The following is a 19,196-nucleotide window of genomic DNA, read 5'->3' as shown; positions in this document are numbered from 1 at the left end:
GCGTCAGGATGAACTTTGGGCGTCGGACCGGGGCGAACCCCGCCAGGCCGACATTTCGAGCGGATCCGCCGAGCGCGGAGTCCCGCCACGCCCCGCACTCCCCACCCAGGAGCCGTCCCATGCGCGCAGCCGTCCGCAGCCTTCTCGTCCTGACCGTGCTCCTGGCCGGCGCGAGCGCCGTCACCGCGCACGGCGGACCCGTGGCGGACGGGGGCACCGCTCCCCGCCAGGTCGTGGAACTCATGGACACCAGCTGGGGCGACGACTACGTCCGTCCCGAGAGCTGAGCCCCGAGAGCTGAGTCCCGCGCCACCGACGAGGAAGACGAGGCCGCGCGCACGTGCCGTCCCTGCCCGAAACCCCGTTCGCGTCCGGCTCCGGCTCCGGCTCCGGCTCCGGCTCCGGCTCCGGCTCCGGACCGCGCCGGGCGCACGCCGAACGCCCGGCGGACCGCGCCCTGCTCCCCGACCTCGTACACGCGGTGATCGCGCGGTCCGCGGCGGCGGGGCGGCCCGGGCCGTGGAGCGTGCGGCCCGAGGCGTTCTGGTGCCACGTCGTCCCCGCCGGGGGCGTCCGGCGGGCACAGGGCTGGAAGCTCCACGTCTCGGCCACCCCGCTGGCGGCCCCGCTCACCCTCGCCCGGGCGGCCGAGGTGCTGATCGCCCACCGCGCGGCGTTCAAGTTCGCCAAGAGCCCGGCGTGCGTGGCCGCGCTGGCCTCCGGGCGCTCCGCACGCGGCGGGGGCGGCAAGTTCCTCACCGTCTATCCGGCCGACGACGCCCAGTTCCGGCTGCTGGCCGAGGAGTTGCACACGGCCACGCTGGGGCTGCCGGGCCCGGCGGTCCTCTCCGACCGCCGCTATCTGCCCGACAGCCAGGTCTTCTACCGGTACGGGGTGTTCGCGGGCGTGCCGGAGCAGACCCCCGACGGCCACTACGCCACCCGGCTCACCGACCCGGCGGGACGCCCGGTCGAGGACGAGCGCAATGCCTGGTTCAGCCCGCCGCGGTGGGCGGGCGACCCGTTCCCTGACCGTCCCGCCGCGCCGGTCCGCAGCACCGCCACGGCCAGACCCGTCCTGCTCAACGACCGCTATCTGGTGCGCGGCGCGATCCAGCACTCCAACAAGGGCGGGGTCTTCCGGGCCGAGGACACCACCACCGGCGCCCAGGTCGTCGTCAAACAGGCGCGGCCCCACGTCGGCGCGGGCCTGGAAGGGCTGGACGTACGGGACCTGCTGCGCCGGGAGGCGGCGCTGCTCGACCGCTTCGGCCGGGCCCGCCCGGGGCTCGTGCCACGGGTGGTGGAGGCGTTCGAGCAGCAGGGCAGCACGTTCCTGGCCGCCGAGACCGTACCCGGGGCGACCCTGCGGCGCACCGTCGCCGAGCGCCTGGCCCGGGACGGCGCGGCCTGCCCCGACACGGCGACGGCCGACGCGCTGGTGCGCGGCCTGCTCGAACTGGTCGCCACCGCCCATGGGTTGGACGTCACCCTGCACGACTTCAACCCCAACAACGTCATGGTCACGCCGGCCGGACGGCTCCTCCTGATCGACCTGGAGATGGCCGCCCGCGAGGGCGAGCGCTGGGTGCTCGGCGCCACGCCCGGCTACACCGCGCCCGAACTGCGCGCCGCCGAGCAGGTGGCCCCCGCGTTCGCGCCGAGCGCCGACCTGTACGCGTTGGGCGCGACCGTGCTGCACGCGCTCAGCGGCACGGACCCGCTGTTCGCCCCGGACCGCCCGCGCGCCGGAGCCCGCCCGGACGAGGTGCGGGTGACCGCGCTGGTGGACCTCCTGGCCCGCGACCAGCCCGCCGTACGGAGGTACGCCCCGCTGATACGGGGGCTGATGCGGGACGAGCCGGGGGAGCGCTGGACGCTGGAGAGGGCCGGGCGGTTCGCGGCCGAGGCACCGACGGCGGCCCCCGGGCCCGCACCCTCCGGGGAGCACCGACCCGCACACCCCGCACCCCCCGGTGCGCGGGCACCGCGCTCCCCGCACCCCGACGACGTCACCCCCACCCCGGCCCGTCTCCTCCAGGACGGTCTGGCCCACCTCCTCGCCACCATGCGGCCCGGCCACGCCGAACGGCTCTGGCCGTCCGACTCCTTCGGCGAGACCTGCGACCCGGTGGCCGTGCACCACGGTTCGGCGGGCGGCGTCGCCGTACTCGCCAGAGCCCTGCACCACTGGGGCGACGGGCCCGCCGCACCGGACCTCACCCGCGACGAGCTGCGCGAGGGCCTGCGTACGGCCGCCCGATGGACGGCGGACCGGCTCGACCAGCTGCCGGGCACGCTGCCCGGCCTGCACTTCGGGCGCTCCGGAACGGCCTGGGCCCTGCTCGACGCCGCCGGGGCGCTCGACGACGGCGAGCTGGCCGAGCGGGCCGTACGGCTCGCCCTGACGCTCCCCGTCGAGTGGCCCAACCCCGACGTGTGCCACGGCGCGGCCGGATCCGGCCTCACCCAGCTGCACTTCTGGCGCACCACCGGCGACCCCCGCTTCCTCGACCGTGCGGCCCGGGCCGCCGAAGGCGTACTGGCGGCGGCCCGGCGCACCCCGGAAGGCGTCTTCTGGCCGGTGCCGGAGGACTTCGACTCCACGCTCGCGGGCGCCTGGCACTACGGCTTCGCCCACGGCGTGGCCGGGGTCGGCGCCTTCCTGCTGCTGGCGGCCGAGGCCACCGGGGAGGGGCGGATGCGGGACGCGGCCGTGGAGGCGGGCGCCACCCTCGCCACGGCCGCCCGGCGGCGGCCCGCGGGCACGCTGTGGCCGGTCGACCGGGCCCGCCACCTCAGCGACTCCCCGGACCTGGCCCGCCACTGGTGCAACGGCTCGTCCGGGGTCGCCACCTTCCTCGTACGGCTTCGTGCGGCCACCGGCGGGCGGGACCCCGAGCTGCTGGACCTGGTCGACGGCGCGGCCCGGGCCGTCGAGGCGGGCCGGACGACGGACGGCCCCGCCGCCTGCCACGGTCTGGTCGGCAACGCCGAGTTCCTGCTCGACGCCGCCGCGCTGACCGGCGACCGGCGCCACCGCGCGGGCGCCGAGCGCATGGTCGAGCAGCTGGCCGTGCGGGCCGTGCGGTACGACGGCCGGTTCCTGGTGCCGGACGACAGCCGCCGGGCGGTGCTCGCCGAGTACGCCACCGGCCTGGCCGGCAGCCTCTCGCTGCTGCTGCGCCTGCGGTTCGGCGGACCCCGGGCCTGGCTGCCCGAGGGCGCACGCGCCCACCCCTGAGTGTCCGGTGGCCGTCGGCCACCGGCGGCCGGTCCCGCCCGGGACCGGTCTCACCTCCCGACGAAGGAGACCGCCATGACCGAGTTCGACATCGACGCCCTCCAGGTCCTGCCCGAGGACGTCCGCACCGAGGACGCGCGCGGCGAGGAGCACGCCGCCGCGCTGATCACCGCCTGCCGCATCCACACCAGCGGCTGCTGACGGGCCGTCCGGGGCGGGGCGGGGAGCCCCGCCCCGGCGGTCGTCCGCCGGATCAGCGCCCGGACCGGTCCTGGAACGCGCGCCGGTAGGCGTGCGGACTGGTGCCGGTGATCCGCCGGAACCGCTCGCGGAAGGCGGTCGGCGAGCCGAAGCCGACCTGGGCCGCGATCCGGTCGACCGGGTGCCCGGTGCTCTCCAGCAGGTGCTGCGCCTGCCGGACGCGGGCCCGGTGCAGCCACTGGAGCGGCGAGGTCCCGGTGTGCTCGCGAAAGCGCCGGTTCAGCGTCCGTACGCTCATCCCGGCCCGCGCGGCGATGTCGTCGAGGGAGAGCTCGTGCCGCGCGTTCTCCTCCAGCCACCGCATCAGCGGTTCGAGCACCGACCCGCGTGGGGCGGGCGGCTGCTCGTGGACGATGAACTGCGCCTGCCCGCCGTCGCGTTCCAGCGGCATCACGGACAGCCGGGCGGCGTCGGCGGCGACCGCCGAGCCGTGGTCGCGGCGGATCACGTGCAGACACAGGTCGAGCCCGGCCGCCGCGCCCGCCGAGGTCAGGAACTGGCCGTTGTCGACGTAGAGCACATCGGCGTCCACCTCGACGGCCGGGTGCCGGGCGGCCAGCAGCGGGGCGGCCAGCCAGTGGGTGGTGGCCCGCCGCCCGTCGAGCAGCCCGGTGGCGGCGAGCACGAAGGCACCCACGCAGACCGACATGATCCGGGTGCCCCGCGCGGCGGCCTCGCGCAGCGCGTCGAGCACCTGCGGGGGCACGGGCGCCGCCGGGTCCGCCGTCCCCGGCAGCACGATGGTGTCGGCGTCGGCGAGCGCCGACAGCGGCCACGGCGGCCGGAGCGTGAACGCCCCCGCGTCGATCTCGCCCCCGGGCCCGCAGACGCGTACGCGGTAGGCGGGCCGTCCGTCGGGCAGCCGGGCGCGCCCGAAGACCTCGACGGGGGTGGACAGGTCGAAGGGGATGACCCCGTCGAGCGCGAGAACGGCCACGGTGTGCATGGCGCGATCGTAGAGCTGGGACGGAATACGGCCAAGCGGCGCAAGCAGCCCCAAAGGCGCAGGTGGATGTGCCGACATCGGAGAAGGAAGGTCTCCACCAGCACTTTCCGCTTCTTGGCCGTAATCCGTTGGAACCTGGCAATCCAGCCGCTTCTTGATCGCTGTCGGGGGCGGCTAGCCTCGACCCCGCACCGCCCGCCCCTCCCGAGGAAACGCCCTCCCGTGACCAAGTTCCTGCTGGCCGTCCACGTCCTGGCGGCCATCCTCACCGTCGGCCCGGTGGCCGTCGCCGCCAGCATGTTCCCGCCGCTGGCCCGCCGCGCCGCGGCCATGCCCGGCGACCCGGCCGGGCTCGGCGCGCTCACCGCCGTGCACCGGATCTGCCGGGTGTACGCGCTGGTGGCGGTGGCCGTGCCGGTCTTCGGCCTGTCCACTGCCAACAGCATGCACGTGCTCGGCAGCGCCTGGCTGATCTCCTCGATCGTGCTGACCGTGCTCGCCGCCGCCGTGCTCGGTGCGCTGATCCTGCCCCGCCAGGCAGCGGCCCTCGCGGCCCTCACCGAGCACGACGGCTCGCCGGGCGAGTCCGACCCCGAGCCGGTGCGGAGCGCGTCGCGCCGACTCGCGATGTCCACCGGGGTGTTCAACCTGCTCTGGGCCGTGGTGACGGTACTGATGATCGTCCGCCCGGGCTCCACCACGGGGGCCTGAGCAGCCGCCGCGCTCTGCTCACACCCCGCTGCCGCTCCCGTACGGCCCGTACAGGTCGAGGAGGCGGACGCGGGAGGCGTGCAGCCGGTGGGCGAGCACGCGTCCCACCCAGCCGCCGACCGCCGAGGCGAAGACCGGATCGGCCGCCATGAGGTCGCGGACGAGGGGCGCGTCGAACTCGTACGCGTGCACCGGCGTCTTCGCCTGCGCGCCCAGCTGCCACACATAGGGCCGGAAGAGCCAGGACCAGCCCACCAGCTCGTCGGAGCAGAGCGTCTCGATCACGGCCGGGCGCCGCCCGGGTATGCGCATGTCGAGCGTGACGGTGCCGGACCGCAGGACCCAGAACCGGTCCGCGTGACCGCCCTCGTTGAAAAGGCGAGTATCGGCGGCGAACTCGACCTCGCGAGCGAGCCCGGTGAGCCGACTGCGGTGTTCCTCGGGCAGGGCACTGGTGAGCCGGGGGAGCGCGGGGGTGCTCATGGGCGGCCTCCTTCTCGGATCCACCTCCAGTGTCACTCGCACAACGGGGAACCGTCGTTTTCGGCCGGTGGGGAGCCCTTGGGGCGCACCGCCTGACCTGCGGACTGTCCGTTCAGTGGCCGGGCCGGTCGGCCCGGTCGGGCTGCTCCGGTCCGTCGGCGGGCCCGTTCGGCAGTCCGAGGAGCAGTGCGTCGATCCCGGCCTTGATGCGCTCGGGGCCGGCCCCGTGGGCCCGGAGGTGCTCGAAGAGGCTGGGGACGAAGGGGGCGAGCAGCAGGTGGGCCAGCACTTCCGGGTCGCCCCCGGGCCGGGCGAGGCGCAGCAGCATGGAGACGTGGGTGTGCATCGTGGCGTACACCCCGCTGCTGTACCGGGCGCGGGGCGAGGCGGCCTCGGCCAGCTGCATGATCTCGCGCTTCTCGGCGACGCGGTCGGCGAGCGCGTGCAGGAAGGCGCGCAGCCGGTCGGTCGGCGGGGCGTCGGGCCCGAGCGGCGGCGGCCCGGACAGGAACGCCTGCTGGAAGCGCTTCTCGCTGTCGTCGAGCAGGGCGAGGAGCAGCTGGCTGACATCGCCGAACCGGCGGTAGACGGTGCCGACGCCCATGCCGGCGGCGTGTGCGACGGCGTTCATGGTGACGGCCGGCGGGCCCTGCTCGGCGACCAGCCGCGCCGCCGCGTCGAGGATCTTCCGCCGGTTGCGGGCGGCGTCCGCGCGCTCCGGCGGGGCCTGGCCCGTGACGGTGAGTTCGGTGCGGCTCATGCTCCGAGGCTAGCGGAGAGATGTCCGCTTGGTTCCCGGAACCCCTTGCAAAGCGGATGAGTATCCGTTTAACTCAAGCCATGGAAACGGATTGGTATCCGGTTCCTCGCCCGACGGACGTTGGTGCTGCCCGGGCGGTTTCTGCACAGTCTCAGCTTGGGAGGGGCCTCGTCATGAGTGCCAAGGTTGCGGTCGTCTACTACTCGGCCACGGGCAATGTCCACCAGCTTGCCAAGGCGATCGCCGAGGGCGCGGAGAAGGCGGGCGCCGAGGTCCGGCTGCGCCGGGTCCCCGAGCTCGCCCCGGACGCGGCGATCGACGCCAACCCGGCGTGGCGCCAGCACGTCGACGCCGTCGCCAAGGACGTCGAGGTGGCCACGCTCGACGACATCGAGTGGGCCAACGCGTACGCCTTCGGTTCGCCGACCCGTTACGGCAACATCGCCGCCCAGCTGAAGCAGTTCATCGACACGACGGGCGGCCTGTGGTCGCGCGGCGTCATGGCCGACAAGCCCGCCACGGGCTTCACCAGCGCCCACAACAAGCACGGCGGCAACGAGTCGACGACGCTCGCGCTGTACAACACGTTCCACCACTGGGGCTCGCTCATCGTCGCCCCCGGCTACACCGACCCGGTCGTCTACGGCGCCGGCGGCAACCCGTACGGCACGGCCCACCACGGCTCCGAGGCGGTCGCCGAGGAGACCCTGATCGCCGCCCGCTACCAGGGCGAGCGCCTGGCCAAGATCACGGCCCGCCTGCACGGCTGAGCGGCCTGACCCAGGGGACAGGGGTGTACGGGTGCGGGGGCACCGGTACACCCCTGCGGGGTTGCCGCACCTCGCCGCGGGCCACCGGGGCCGCTAGGAGTGCTTGACCGTCTGGCCTTCGGGGACCCGGTAGCAACCGGAGGTGACTTCGATGCCGATGCTCGGGGTGGCCCGCCCGCTGTAGCCGACGACCCAGACACTCATCTTCTTGGAGTCGTTGTCGGCCACGAGGTTGAGGTTCTTGTTCGCGCTGTTGTCACGGTAGGACCGCTTGAGCACCCAGCCCCCGGTGCCGAGCTTCTCCTTGAGATTGTTCATGGCGACGTCGTTGTCCGCGCCGGACGTCGGCTTGAAGTTCCACGGGTGGTAGACCTGGAAGTAGGTGGCCGGGTCCTTGCCGGCACACGCCTTCACCCCCGGCCCCGGCTCGGAAGCCGCGCCCGCCACCCCGATCAGGTCGTAGATCGCACTGGAAACGGCTTTCACGGCGGCGACCGCCTCATCGGTACGAGCCGTACCCGAATCCGGAATCCCCGAGGCGGGGGCTGATGTCCCACCGGTCGAGGCGTTGGGGGAGTCCGGGCTTTCGTCGTCGTTCATGCCACATCCACTGAGAAGAAGACCGGTCAGTACGAGGGGAAACAGGGCGAAGCCCGGGCGACGCGGACGCCAGGTGGGGAGCGGTGCGCGGAGCATGCGTGTCCTTGGGCTTGGTCGGTTGCGTGGCGGGGGTGGGTAACGACGGCCGGGCAACGTTCTCTCGTGGCGCGGACGGCGCGCGTGCCGTCCGGGCGGGCGCTGGTCAGCGGGGAGCGGTGACATCGCCGTACTCGCCGACCACGACGAGCGCCTGGTTCTTCAGGGCCGTCGTGTCCTCGTTCCAGTACTGGCTGTGGCCGTGCGCTCCATCGGTTCCGGTGGGGCCGCTGCCCTCAGCGTGTGTGTTCATCTGGTGTGCGCCGAAGGCTTCGTCGCTGGGGATGACGAAGACGCCGCCGCCGAGTCTCCACTGGCTGCCACCATGACCCCAGCGTCCGATGTCGGGGACCTTGTCCCCGTCCGCTTCCTCGTTCCACACGTGCCCCTTCGGTACGTCCATCTCGTCGGCCGAACCTACCTTGACACCAGGGCTCCCGGCGAAGATCACGTCGCCCGCGTTGAGGTCGCCGGTCTGGGCCGCCGCTCCGATGAGGGTGGTTCCGTACGAGTGGCCGATGGCCGTTCGGTGGGCTGCGCCGGAGCCGCCGTGCGAGGCGTCGAGCCCGTCCATGAACTGTCGGTAGGCGGGTGCCCCGTCGTAGGCGTAGTGCTCGAAGGGCGAGTCCTTGACGATGTCCTGCGGGGCCTCGTAACCGAGCCAGGTGATGGTGGACACGGAAGCGCCCGGTGCGGCCTGCTGGGTCTCGCGCCACAGTCTGGTCATTCGGTCCATGTTGCCCTCGATGTTGCTGAGGTTCGACGTAGTGCCGGGCACGTACACGGCCTGGTGTTGCGCGGTGTCCGGGTTTCCGTTGGCCACGATGGCCCGGCCGTTTCCCTCCGGGCTGAAACCGAGCAGATACGCTTCGGGCAGCCCGCCCTCGCCGGTCTGGTCGAACCGGGTCCGGATGGCGTCCATTCCCTTGAGGGACGCTTGCAGATGCCGGTACTCGTCGCCGTACCTCCTGTCCCACGTCATCCACTCGTCGGTGTGCACCTTGGAGGGGAACGTACCGGCGGTGATCCACGTCCATTCGTTGGCGGGCGGCTTCGGGATCGCGTCCAGTTCCGTCTGGTACTGGCCGTGCCTCTCGTCCAGAAGGATGCGGTTGGCCTCATCCCGCGCGGCGGCGGGCAGGCCGTCGAGCGCGCCGACCGTGTCGGGCCGCAGAGAGGTCCAGGCTGCCTGCTGCTCGGGGGTGAGCCCCTTCCACCAGTCGGCGTTGGCCCGGGGACTGCCGTCCTTCGGCGGCTGCTGCATGGCGTCCAAGTAGTGCTTGCCCGCTGCTCGTACGCCTTCGGTGTCCTTGCCCGCATCGGCCCAGTCGCTGTCGGACACGACCAGGTCGTCGTCCGCCTTGAGCCTGCGCAGCTGCGGGGCCCACTTCTGGTCCGCCTCCGTGGCCTCCGCAAGGGCTTCGGCGATGCGGTTGGCGATGTCCCTGGCGATCGCGTAGTGGGGATTGGGATCGATGTTCGCCGCCTGCTGCTGGACCGCTCGGGATGTCGCGTCCGTCGTGCCCTTCGCGGAACCGGGTGGGGGCGGTGACCCACCCGGGTTCTCGCCCGCTGCGGGATAGGCCACCGAGCCGTCGGCCCCCACGGTGAATTCGCGCTCGGCCGCCTCGGAGAGCGCCCGCTTCAGTTTGTCCTGCGCGGGGCGCAGATCCGCCGTGAAGGCGTGGAGAGCGGTGCCGACCAAGCCGCACTCGACCTCGACGTAGTGGAAATCCCTGGCCACTTCCCGCAGTTGGGCGACCGCGGCATCGTAGGTTCTGCCCCCCAGGGTCTTGTGCATCTCGACGATGATGCGCCGTTCCAGCGCGTCCTTGGCCCGGCCGGCCGTATCGCTGGTGGAACGGTATCCGCCGGCTGCCTCCTCGAACTCGTGCAGCTTGAGGGTCTTGAGTGCCTCGAGGTCCATGGCTCAGGTCACTTTCCCTCGCCGCCGACGGGCGGGGTGTCCTGGTACTGCTTCCCCAACTCCACGAAGAGGCCCTTGATGTTGTCGTCGGTCAGGAGAAGGTCGTTGCCTGCCCGCTGCAGGGCTCCCTGCAAGGAGGCGCAGCGTCCGGACAGCTTGTCCAAGTACGACTGCCAGCTCTGGTAGACCTCGGACTGTGCCGCGGCGCTTTCGGCCCTGCCTCCGGTGGCCAGCCCCTGCTGGCCGGTCTCCAGCGTGGTGAGCGCCTTCTTCAACTCGCCGCCCAGGCCTCCGACGGCGCTGCCCGCCGCGGTCCACGCGGCTTTGCTGGACTTGACGTCCGCCTTGCCTTCACCGGCCCCGGCCAACTGCATGCGGGCACCACCCGCCGCACCGTCCTTGAGGCGCGCCCACTCCTCGTCGAACAAGCCCACCCGTCCTCCTCGCACCCGCGCCCGGTCCGTGCCGCGTGTCGCCTTCGTCGACGGGCACGAGGTCAGGGGGAGTCGCGGGGCGGATCATGAGTACGCGTACTCATGATCGTGGCCGTTCGGCCTCCGGGTTGGCCGGTACGCCCGTAGGGCCGTATCCCACACGCTGTGGGGTACGGCCCTACGGTTGTTGCTTGCGGCCCGCGTACGGGTCAGAACATCAGGCGGTACGTGTTCCAGCCGCTGTTGCCGATCTTCACCCGCTGCTTGAACGGGGACTTGGCGTCGCCCGTCCCCTTGTACAGGTAGAGCGCGCCCGCGCTGTCGCGGCCGAGGAGGTCGGGCTTGCCGTCGAGGTTGACGTCGCCGCTGGAGAGGATCGTGTTGTAGGTGTTCCAGCCGCCGCCGATCTTCGTGCGGGCCTCGAACGGGGACTTGTGGTTGCCGGTGCCCTTGTACAGCCACAGGGTGCCCGCCCGGTCGCGGGCGACGATGTCGGCCTTGCCGTCGCCGGTCAGGTCGCCGTTGCCGGCGATCTGGGTGTACTGGCCCCAGCCGCCGCCGACCTTGTAGCGCGAGGTCAGCTTGCCGTTGCCGTACCCGAGGTACAGGTAGAGCGTGCCGGACTTGTCGCGGGCGAGCAGGTCGGCGCTCTTGGCGCCGCCGAGGTTGCCCGGGGAGAGGACCTTGTCGTAGATGTTCCAGCCGCCGCCGACGCGGAACTCGTCCTCCACCTCGTCACCGGCGTAACGCAGGTTGCCGTTGTAGTCCCAGCTCCACATGCCGTCGGCGGTGCCGTCGGCGTTGTTGTCGACGAGCGTGGCGCTCTTGAGACGCGGCATGGGGCCGAGTTCGATGCGCTCGGTGAAGCCGCCCTTGCCGTTCGGCAGGTACATCCAGCTCCAGTCCGAGCGGTCCACGCCGAACAGCGGGTGGAAGGTGAAGTCCTCGTCCCCCGCCTCGGCGGACGGCGCGGCGGCCAGACCGTTACGGGACTTGGTGTCCTTCGCGTCCTTGGTGCCCTTGGCGTTCTGGGCGGCCTCGAAGGCGGAGGGGGTGTGCGGGGCGTCGGCGGCGACCGCGGTGGTACCGGTGCCGACGAGGGCGGCGGTGATCGCCGCGGCAGCGACACGGACGGCTATGCGCCCGCGCGTACGGCCAGTGGTTGTGGCCACGTATGTCTCCATGGGGTTGCAAAGAGTGCGCGGAGCGTCGGTGTGCACACCAGGTGGGTGGCACGTGTTGACGCATCACGCGATCACCGCGATCTTTTTACATAAATTTTTACATGTCAAGGGGTTGGAACGTGTACGGGGGGTGTCGCGGGGGCGCGATCTCGATGGAGGGCGTTCTGGGATGCGCGGCGCCGTGCCGCGCACCCGGGGCGTTAGGGCCGGGCACTCCGGGGCACCCGTCCTCAACGACCTTGTGCGCAGTCGAACTTCGGAGGTACAGCCATGGGTCTGGGCGGATGCATTCTGCTGATAGCCGTCGGCGCGATTCTCACCTTCGCCGTCGACTGGCATGTGCAGGGCATGAACATCCACGTCGCCGGTCTGATCCTGATGGCGGTCGGCATCATCGGCACCGGTGCCTACGTGAGCATCTTCAAGCGCCGCCGTCTCCAGGCCCCGCCGCCCGCCGCGCCGGTGGTCGAAGAAGACCGTCGGTACTACTGAGGGCGGGAGCGGAGATGGAGCCCTTGTCGAAGAAGGTGACGACGGAATCCACGGGGCTGGTACGCGCCGGTGTCCTGGCCCTGGACTGCGCCGAGCCGGAGGCTCTGGCCGAGTTCTACGCCCGGCTGCTCGGCGCCGAAACCCCCACCGAGCGCGGCGCCGAACGCATCGCGATCACCGGCCGGAACGGTACGCGCATGGCCTTCCGCCGTGACCACGGCGCCGCCCCCAACAGCTGGCCCCGCCCCGACGACTCCCAGCAGGCGCACCTCGAACTGCTGGTGGCCCGAGTGGACATGGACGCGGTGGAACGCCAGATCATCGCTCTCGGCGGTCGCCCTCTGGACACGAAGGACAACAGCGGCCTGCACGACGCCCGCCTCTACTCGGATCCGGCGGGGCACCCGTTCTCGCTGATCAGCCTGTTGGTGGACGACGAGTGAACCGGGCGTGCCCGATCCCGGACATGCCCGATGGGCCCGCACGCGGAGCGTCGTGCGGGCCCATCGGGAGGGGCCGATCGGGACCCCGTGGGAGGGGCCGATCGGGACCCCGTCGGGGGCGGGTCAGCCGCGGATCCACAGCCCGGTGAGCGAGATGACGCCCGAGGGGACGGGGGAGAAGTCGATTTCCGTGTTGGGGAGAAAGTAGGGGTCGGGGTCGGTGGGCGTCGGCGTCGGCGCGATTCCGCAGGACCCATCGGTGTAGCAGTACCGGATCCGGATGTAGTTGCTGCCACTGGTGATCTTGGATGTCCAGAACCCCGACGTCGTCAGGTCGTCGTACCCGGGGTTGGTGTAGCAGATGGTCCCGTGGTAACGGGTGTATTGGTGAACGTAGTTGCTGGATGTGCAGCCCGTGGAGCCGGTGAAGGGCTGCGCCGTCTGTGCGCCGGCGCTGCCCGCCCCGACGAGGAGCAAGGTGGCCGCGGCGGCACCCGTGAGGGCCTGGCTCGACTTCTTCATGCGTTTCCCCTTACTGGCTGGTTGCTTGAACCCGTTGGACCGGGGGCGGTTTGTCTGCGGACAGGTGACATGTCCGGCAACCCCTCAGTGGCGTGCCTGACAACCACTCAGCGGAACGAGGGGTGTTCGACGGTGTGGGGGGTCGGCCCGTTCTCCGCTTGCCCGGCGAGGAGGTGGCGGCTGAGGAATTCCACCTCGGCCTCCACGGTCTGTTCGTGACCGCCCAGGAAGGGTTCGTAGTGGCCGCCCCGCAGACGTACGAGCTCACCGCGCGGTGCTCGCCGCGCGGCGGCGGCGGAGGGGGCGGCGGGCGCCGACTGGTCCTGGTCGCCGACGACGACCAGCAGGGGGCACTGGACGCGGGCGGCGTGGCGGCCGGGCCGGTAGATCATGAGCCGCAGCACGGTACGGGCCGCGGCCTCCTGCTGCCACTCCGGGTAGGCGTTGCCGGGGTTGAGCGCCCGGTCGCCGTCCAGGCCGTCCGGGGTGGTGAGGAGCGCGACGGTGCCGGGTTCGCCCGCGAGAGGTATCAGCAGGGGCGGTCGGCCGAGGAGTTGGCCCACGGCGTCGAGCAGGGCCCTGCCGGTCGTACGCAGTGCCGCGAGCGGGGTCTGATGGCGGGTCGCGCTGCGCGCGGCCACCGGCCCGTCCGTGAGGGGTGTCTGCGCGATCGCCGCCGCCAGTTGCGGGTTGCGTGCCGCGACGGGGAAGACGTGGCCGCCCGACAGGGAGAACCCCCAGATCGCGAGTCTCGCGGGATCGACTTCCGGCAGTGCCGCAGCGCAGGCGAGTGCGGCTTGCCAGTCGGCCAATTGCCCTCCGGTGCGCACTACTTGGCGGGGCTGTCCGTCACTCTCGCCCAAGTGTCGGTAGTCGAAGGCGAGGACGGAGAATCCCGCGTCGTGGAATCGGCCGGCGAAGGGGTCGGTTCCGGCTTCCTTGGTCACGGCGCCACCGGCGGCCATGATCACGCAGGCGCCGTTGGTGCCCGGGTAGTGCCAGGCGGCGCACTGCGCGCCGCCGCTGATGAAGTGGACCTTCTGCCGCTCCACGGACGTGCTCACGTAGACCTCCGAGTGGACGAGGCTGACCTCTCGCTGAAGTGAACCACGTGGTTCACAAGCTGTCCATGTCGATCAAGGGGGCGTGTTCAGGCGCCAGTTGGTGGGGTGGAGGGGGGAGGGGTGCGGGCGCGGGGCCCACTCCGCGTGCCGGGCTACGTGCCGGCTGCCTCCTCCCGCTCCAAGGCTCGCGCCAACGCCTCGAACCCGGCCGCGATGCCGCCCGTGTCCGCGCTGGTCCGCGCGTCCACGAGGAAGCCCCTCAACGCGGCCAGAACCATCTCGGCGACCTCCAACTTGCGCTGTTCGGACCAGCGTTCCGGGCATACGGAGAGCAGGACCGGCAGATACTGGGACGAGGCCCCTCGGCCGAGCTCCGCGTAACGCTCCGGGTCGTACATCGCCAGCCCTATGGCCTGCTCCAGCACCAGCGCCTCGCGCCCCACCAGGTCCGGCCACACCGCACGCACCCACTCCGCCAGGGTGCGCCGGGTGGCACCGTCGGTGGCGGCGGTCCGCGCCTGGTCCACGCGCTTCTCGCGCAGCGCGTGCACGGCCTGCTTGAGCAGGTCGTCGGCCCCGTCGAAGTGGTAGAGCAGCACCTTGTGCGTCGTCCCGGCCGCCCGTGCGGCACGCCGGAGCGAGAAGTCGACGAGCCCGTTGACGGCGAGGTCGTCCGTGACCCGCTCCAGCAGCTCCCGCCGTCTGGCCTCGCCACGCGGGGTCCCCGTCGATCGCCGGTAACCCGCCTGCTTCGATGCGCCGTGGTCGGCGGAGGTGTCCATGGGGACAGCTTCCACGATCAGTACTGTCTCCGGAGCGCGTCACATCGCCGGGGAGTGACTACCGGCCCCTGGTGGCGGCGGTGCGTGCAGTGGGAACGCGGCGCAGCGGGAACGGGATGCAGCCGTCCGGACGGGGCGGGCGGGCCCGGTCCGGGTGCCTGCGGACCCAGCGTCACCAGGGCCGGGGCCGCCGCTCGGATCCCGTTCCAGCGCGGCGCAAGTGGGCGCCCCGGCCGCATCCCCGCCCCTCAACAGCACTGCATCGTGGCCACCGCCCGGTCGAAGCGGCGGTCGGCCAGGTCCTGGGGCCGGATGAGCCAGTACAGGGTGCCGCAGTCGCCCCACATCATGTCGGCGTCGTCGTCGGTGTCGAACTGCGCGAGCAGGACCCAGCGTTCGGCCTCCTCGGCGACCCGGGGGTCGTCCCAGGCCACGCTCCCGCCGAGGATGCCGTGGGCGACCTCGTGCTCGACCGGGTTCTGCACCGGATCCGCGTGGCCGCCTATCTGGTGCCCCGAGCCCGAGGAGTGGTCGTACAGCGCGTCGGTGAAGTCCTCGGGCCAGCCGTCGTCGAGGGCGTCCTTCGGCAGGGCCGAGCGCATGACGGGGTGCCACACGTCGGGAGCCGTGGGCTCCACCCGGACCGTCAGGGGCACTTCCGGGTAGGCGTCGAGGCCCTCGGGGACGGCTCGTTCGGTGACCGGCGTGCCCGCCGGCACGTACACCAGCCGCGCCCCGGCCCAGGTGTCCGGCTCGCCGGGCGACACGTAGGCGTCCCCGGCGTCGATCTGCCCGTCGAAGTAGAAGAACAGCAGGCTGCCGTCGGCGGGCAACGGGATGTCCAGGGCGCGGCCGGGTATGACCGAGCAGTCGACACCGGCCACGAACGACAGCGGTCCGTGTCCCGGCCACACCGGCCACGCCTCGCCCTCCGGCAGGGCGGGCAGGCCGCCGAGCCGGCCGGCGATCGCGTCGTCCCCGGTCGCCTTGGCCAGTTGGGCGCCGGGACGCAGCAGGGCGAGCCACCTTTCGGCCAGGTCGGCAGGCAGGTGCGTACGGGCGATGTCGTGCAGTGAGGTCATGTCGTTCATCATGGACGACGCCACTGACAATGCCCTCCGGAAGACTCCGGGCCTACGCGCGGGGACCGCGTCCCGCCCCGCGCTGAGGTGGAGCGGCGCCGGGAGCCGCCCCCGGGTGCTCGGGGATCACGTGCTCGATCTCGGCGCCGCCACCGAGGAGTTGACCGTCCCCGCGGCTGTCTCCGCGGCCGTCTCCGAGGCTGCCTCCGCCGTCGCCGTCGCGGCCGTCAGCGACACCCGGAACACCGCCCCCTCGCCCGGCGCGGTCTCCAGCTCCACCCGGCCGCCGTGGGCCTGGACCAGGGCCGAGGCGATGGCCAGGCCGAGGCCCGCGCCGCCGCCGGCCTGGCGGCTGCGGGAGGCGTCGACGCGGTAGAAGCGTTCGAAGACCCGGGCCGCCTGTTCGGGGGCGAGACCGGGGCCCGAGTCGGCGACCTCGATGACGCCGTCGCCGCCCGCGCTGCCGACCCCGATCCGTACGGGAGAGCCCGGCGGGGTGTGGGCGACGGCGTTGCCGACGAGGTTGGCCACCACTTGGCGCAGCCTGGCCTCGTCGCCGAGCACCGGGGCGGGTCCGGGCGCACCCCTGCCGCCCGGTCCGGTGAGGGTGACCTCGCGGGCCGGGTCGAGGGCCTTCGTGTCGTGCAGGGCGTCCACCGCCAGGGTGCGCAGGTCCATCGGGGCGAGCTGGAGCGGGCGTTGCTCGTCCATGCGGACCAGGGTGAGGAGGTCCTCGACCAGACCGCCCAGGCGCACCGCCTCGCTCTCGATGCGCGCCATCGTGCGCTTGACGTCCGCCTCGTCGGGGAGCGCGCCCATCCGGTACAGCTCCGCGAAGCCCCGGATTCCGGCGAGCGGAGTGCGCAGCTCGTGGCTGGCGTCCGCGACGAAGCGCCGCATCTGCTCCTCCGACTCGGCGCGTGCGGCGAACGCCGACTCCAGTTGCGCCAGCATCCCGTTGAGCGCGCTGGTCAGCCGGCCCGCCTCGGTACGCGGTGAGGCGTCCGGCATCCGGTGCGAGAGCGGGCGTCCGGCGGCGATCTCCGCCGCGGTGGCCTCGATGCGGCGCAGCGGGCGGAGCCCGGCCCGTACCGCGAACCAGCCCGCCACGCCGAGCAGCAGTGCCACGACGACACCGATGATCTGGAAGGCGGTGGCCAGGTGGTCGACGGTGGAGGAGACCTCCTCCAGGGGCGCCGCGACGACCACTCCGGCCGGGATCGCCGGGTCGCCGCTGTCCACCGGCACGATCAACATCCGCCAGCTGCCGCCGCCGTGGTCGCTGGGCACTTCGAACGGCTTGCCCAGACGGCTCCGGAGCGCCTTCGCGTCCATCACCGGCCACAGCGGCCGGGGGTCACCGGCGGCGACGGGCTGGCGGAACTGCTCGGTGACCGTGCCGTCGTCGGCGGCGAACGCGATCACGTACTGGCTGGGCAGCCACGCCCGGCCGCCGCCCGCCCGGCCCGCGTGCGGCGTCGGGGTGCCCTCGACGCCGACGCGGTGCGCCACCGAGTCCCCGAACCGGTTCAGCTGCTGGTCCACGCGCTGCACCAGCTGGCTGCGGACCGAGCTGAGCACCACGGTGTCGCTCACGGTCAGCCCGAGCGCGACCATGGCCAGGGCGAGCAGGACGAGCCGGGAGCGCAGCGACAGCGCGGAGAGGCGGCGCGGCAGCCGCCCGAGGCGCGCGCGGAGGTGTCTGAGCATGGGGCGGGCACCTCGGTCAGGACTGCGGGCGGCGCAGCACATAGCCGATGCCGCGCACGGTGTGGATGAGCTTGGGTGCGCCGTCGGCGCCGGAGTCGACCTTGCGGCGTACGTAGGAGATGTACGACTCGACGATGCTGAGGTCACCGCCGAAGTCGTACGCCCACACATGGTCGAGGATCTGCGGCTTGGACACGACTCGGTCGGCGTTGGCCATCAGATAGGCGAGCAGTTTGAACTCGGTGGGGGAGAGCGAGACGGGCCGCCCCGCGCGCAGCACCTGGTGGCCGACCGGGTCGAGCTCCAGGTCTCCGGCCACCAAGCGGCCGTCGCCGCTGGGACCGCCGGTGCGGCGCAGGATGGCGCGGATCCGGGCGATCAGCTCCTCCAGGCTGAACGGTTTGGTGACGTAGTCGTCGCCGCCCGCCGTCAGCCCGCTGATCTTGTCGTCGACGCCGTCCTTGGCGGTGAGGAAGAGCACCGGCAGATGGTCCGGCCCCGGCCCGCCGCCGGTCTCCTCGCGGAGCCTGCGTACGACGGCGAAGCCGGTCATGTCGGGCAGCATCACATCGAGCACCACCAGGTCGGGGCGCTCCTGGGCGACGGCCGCGAGCGCGTCGGCCCCGGTGGCCGCCGAGGCGACCTTGAAGCCGACGAACCGCAGGGAGGCCGAGAGCAGCTCCCTGATGTTGGGCTCGTCGTCGACGACCAGCAGGCTCGCCTCGGGCGTGGCCGTGTCCGTCGGGGCCATCGGGTTCCTCCTCGTGGCGGCGTGGGGCGGTGGGCGCGCGGTCAGCCCCGGCCACCGCCGAAGCCGCTCGCGCCGCCCTGGGTGACGGTGGTCGCCGCGACGTCCCCGGAGGCATTCTGACTGCCGCGCACGGTCACCGTCTGGCCCGGCCGCAGATCGGACACCTTGCCGCTCTTGGACTCGGTGACCTGGGTGCTGCCGCCCGTGGTGACCTTGACGATGTTGCCCTGGGCGTCGGTGACGTAGATGGTGCTGCCGTCGACGAGCTTCACGGTACCGATGGTCAGTCCGCCGGCCGCGCCCGGGCCGGTGCCGCCGCCCGAGCGCTGGCCTCCCTGGCCGTTCTGTCCGGTGCCGGTGCCGGTGCCGGTGCCGGTGCCGGTTCCCGTGCCGGTGCCGGTTCCCGTGCCCTGACGCTGGCCGGTCTGCCCGCCTTGCCCGGTCTGGCCGGAACCGAAGCCGAATCCGGTTCGCCCGCCGCCCTGCGCGGAGCCGCCGCGCGCCCCGGCCGCGGCGGCGCGCTGGCCGCCCGACGACGAGTCCGGGTTCTGGTTCTTCTCGACCAGGGCGCCCGCGGTGAACGCGAGCCCCGCCACCAGTCCGCCGGAGAGCAGCAGCGTCAGCCAGGGCAGCTGGCGCCGGGGCGGCGCACTGAGTTCGGCTGAAATGTCCCGGGTGTCCGGTGGTTCGGCGAGGATGTCCTCGGGGCTGCCGGGGCTGCCGGGGCTGCCAGTGACAGTGGGGTCAGTGGGATCACCATGGCCAGTGAGGCCACCGGGGCTGCCGGGGCCGCCCGCCCCGCCTTGACCGCCCGCACCACTCGGGCCGCCAGCACCGTCAGCACCATTCGCCCCACCACGACTCCCGCCCTCCTGGGCGCCCGGGCTCTCCAAAATTTCGGCTTTGCCGAACATTTCCGTTTCTCCCTGTCCGT

General features: G+C 72.6%; 21 protein-coding genes. 7 read left to right on the top strand and 14 right to left on the bottom strand.

The genetic code is table 11. The annotated features are described in order from the left end of the window. Window positions 1-119 precede the first annotated feature (119 nt). The 3 genes from AB5J87_RS05190 (at window position 120) to AB5J87_RS05180 (ending at window position 3,445) form a co-directional block, all read left to right on the top strand. Entirely contained in the window at window positions 120-287 is a 168-nt protein-coding gene (locus tag AB5J87_RS05190) for a hypothetical protein (RefSeq protein WP_369374417.1), read from the top strand. A gap of 53 nt (window positions 288-340) precedes the next feature. Further along, window positions 341-3,244, top strand: coding sequence for a class IV lanthionine synthetase LanL (gene lanL, locus AB5J87_RS05185; RefSeq protein ID WP_369374415.1), 2,904 nt, complete (start codon window positions 341-343; stop codon window positions 3,242-3,244). A 75-nt stretch (window positions 3,245-3,319) separates the two neighbouring features. Further along, the gene (locus tag AB5J87_RS05180) at window positions 3,320-3,445 is read left to right on the top strand and encodes an ALQxL family class IV lanthipeptide (RefSeq protein ID WP_369374413.1); all 126 of its coding nucleotides are present in this window, start codon (window positions 3,320-3,322) and stop codon (window positions 3,443-3,445) included. A 52-nt stretch (window positions 3,446-3,497) separates the two neighbouring features. Here AB5J87_RS05180 and AB5J87_RS05175 read toward each other — a convergent pair whose 3' ends face one another. Continuing rightward, window positions 3,498-4,451 (bottom strand): GlxA family transcriptional regulator, encoded by a 954-nt coding sequence (locus AB5J87_RS05175; RefSeq protein ID WP_369374411.1) that lies wholly within the window; start codon window positions 4,449-4,451, stop codon window positions 3,498-3,500. A 222-nt stretch (window positions 4,452-4,673) separates the two neighbouring features. Here AB5J87_RS05175 and AB5J87_RS05170 point away from each other — a divergent pair, with 222 nt between their 5' ends. Beyond that, window positions 4,674-5,162, top strand: a complete 489-nt coding sequence (locus AB5J87_RS05170) for a hypothetical protein (RefSeq protein WP_369374409.1) — start codon at window positions 4,674-4,676, stop codon at window positions 5,160-5,162. A gap of 18 nt (window positions 5,163-5,180) precedes the next feature. On the opposite strand, the gene AB5J87_RS05165 is transcribed toward AB5J87_RS05170, so the two are convergent. Next, entirely contained in the window at window positions 5,181-5,645 is a 465-nt protein-coding gene (locus AB5J87_RS05165) for a cyclic nucleotide-binding domain-containing protein (RefSeq protein WP_369374407.1), read from the bottom strand. Between the two features lie 112 nt (window positions 5,646-5,757). Continuing rightward, window positions 5,758-6,405, bottom strand: coding sequence for a TetR/AcrR family transcriptional regulator (locus AB5J87_RS05160; RefSeq protein WP_369374405.1), 648 nt, complete (start codon window positions 6,403-6,405; stop codon window positions 5,758-5,760). Window positions 6,406-6,578: 173 nt separating this feature from the next. Between AB5J87_RS05160 and wrbA the strand changes: the two genes are divergently transcribed. Further along, complete coding sequence (wrbA, locus tag AB5J87_RS05155; RefSeq protein ID WP_369374403.1) at window positions 6,579-7,175, top strand: NAD(P)H:quinone oxidoreductase; 597 nt, start codon at window positions 6,579-6,581, stop codon at window positions 7,173-7,175. Window positions 7,176-7,268: 93 nt separating this feature from the next. Here the strand turns inward: wrbA and AB5J87_RS05150 are convergent, their stop codons facing one another. The 4 genes from AB5J87_RS05150 to AB5J87_RS05135 form a co-directional block, all read right to left on the bottom strand. Then, entirely contained in the window at window positions 7,269-7,661 is a 393-nt protein-coding gene (locus AB5J87_RS05150) for a hypothetical protein (protein WP_369374401.1), read from the bottom strand. Window positions 7,662-7,977: 316 nt separating this feature from the next. Beyond that, a complete protein-coding gene (locus tag AB5J87_RS05145; protein WP_369374399.1) occupies window positions 7,978-9,798 on the bottom strand; it encodes an alpha/beta hydrolase in 1,821 nt (606 codons plus the stop codon). An 8-nt stretch (window positions 9,799-9,806) separates the two neighbouring features. Then, window positions 9,807-10,232, bottom strand: a complete 426-nt coding sequence (locus AB5J87_RS05140) for a hypothetical protein (RefSeq protein WP_369374397.1) — start codon at window positions 10,230-10,232, stop codon at window positions 9,807-9,809. Window positions 10,233-10,441: 209 nt separating this feature from the next. Next, complete coding sequence (locus AB5J87_RS05135) at window positions 10,442-11,404, bottom strand: FG-GAP-like repeat-containing protein (RefSeq protein ID WP_369374395.1); 963 nt, start codon at window positions 11,402-11,404, stop codon at window positions 10,442-10,444. Between the two features lie 282 nt (window positions 11,405-11,686). On the opposite strand from AB5J87_RS05135, the gene AB5J87_RS05130 reads away from it, so the two are divergent. Together AB5J87_RS05130 and AB5J87_RS05125 are read left to right on the top strand one after the other, a co-directional pair. Then, a complete protein-coding gene (locus AB5J87_RS05130; RefSeq protein ID WP_369374393.1) occupies window positions 11,687-11,908 on the top strand; it encodes a hypothetical protein in 222 nt (73 codons plus the stop codon). A gap of 14 nt (window positions 11,909-11,922) precedes the next feature. Continuing rightward, window positions 11,923-12,351: a VOC family protein gene (locus AB5J87_RS05125; RefSeq protein ID WP_369374391.1), complete on the top strand. Its 429-nt coding sequence runs from the start codon at window positions 11,923-11,925 to the stop codon at window positions 12,349-12,351. A gap of 123 nt (window positions 12,352-12,474) precedes the next feature. Here AB5J87_RS05125 and AB5J87_RS05120 read toward each other — a convergent pair whose 3' ends face one another. The 7 genes from AB5J87_RS05120 to AB5J87_RS05090 all read right to left on the bottom strand — a co-directional run bounded on the left by AB5J87_RS05120 (window position 12,475) and on the right by AB5J87_RS05090 (window position 19,176). Further along, window positions 12,475-12,873 (bottom strand): hypothetical protein, encoded by a 399-nt coding sequence (locus AB5J87_RS05120; RefSeq protein ID WP_369374389.1) that lies wholly within the window; start codon window positions 12,871-12,873, stop codon window positions 12,475-12,477. Window positions 12,874-12,980: 107 nt separating this feature from the next. Next, window positions 12,981-13,937, bottom strand: coding sequence for an alpha/beta hydrolase (locus AB5J87_RS05115; RefSeq protein ID WP_369374387.1), 957 nt, complete (start codon window positions 13,935-13,937; stop codon window positions 12,981-12,983). A 152-nt stretch (window positions 13,938-14,089) separates the two neighbouring features. Continuing rightward, window positions 14,090-14,734 carry a TetR/AcrR family transcriptional regulator gene (locus AB5J87_RS05110; protein ID WP_369374385.1) on the bottom strand — a complete coding sequence of 215 codons (645 nt, stop codon included), beginning with the start codon at window positions 14,732-14,734 and terminating at the stop codon, window positions 14,090-14,092. 233 nt (window positions 14,735-14,967) lie between these two features. Next, entirely contained in the window at window positions 14,968-15,801 is an 834-nt protein-coding gene (locus AB5J87_RS05105) for a YwqG family protein (protein ID WP_369374383.1), read from the bottom strand. 126 nt (window positions 15,802-15,927) lie between these two features. Continuing rightward, window positions 15,928-17,511 carry a sensor histidine kinase gene (locus AB5J87_RS05100; protein WP_369374381.1) on the bottom strand — a complete coding sequence of 528 codons (1,584 nt, stop codon included), beginning with the start codon at window positions 17,509-17,511 and terminating at the stop codon, window positions 15,928-15,930. Window positions 17,512-17,527: 16 nt separating this feature from the next. Beyond that, the gene (locus tag AB5J87_RS05095; protein WP_369374379.1) at window positions 17,528-18,262 is read right to left on the bottom strand and encodes a response regulator transcription factor; all 735 of its coding nucleotides are present in this window, start codon (window positions 18,260-18,262) and stop codon (window positions 17,528-17,530) included. A gap of 41 nt (window positions 18,263-18,303) precedes the next feature. Next, window positions 18,304-19,176 carry a hypothetical protein gene (locus AB5J87_RS05090; RefSeq protein ID WP_369374377.1) on the bottom strand — a complete coding sequence of 291 codons (873 nt, stop codon included), beginning with the start codon at window positions 19,174-19,176 and terminating at the stop codon, window positions 18,304-18,306. Window positions 19,177-19,196: the final 20 nt, after the last annotated feature.

Source organism: Streptomyces sp. cg36 (assembly GCF_041080675.1).
Classification (GTDB): Bacteria; Actinomycetota; Actinomycetes; order Streptomycetales; family Streptomycetaceae; genus Streptomyces.
The sequence above is the reverse complement of the archived record's forward strand: the minus strand, read 5'-3'. Positions and strand labels throughout refer to the sequence as shown.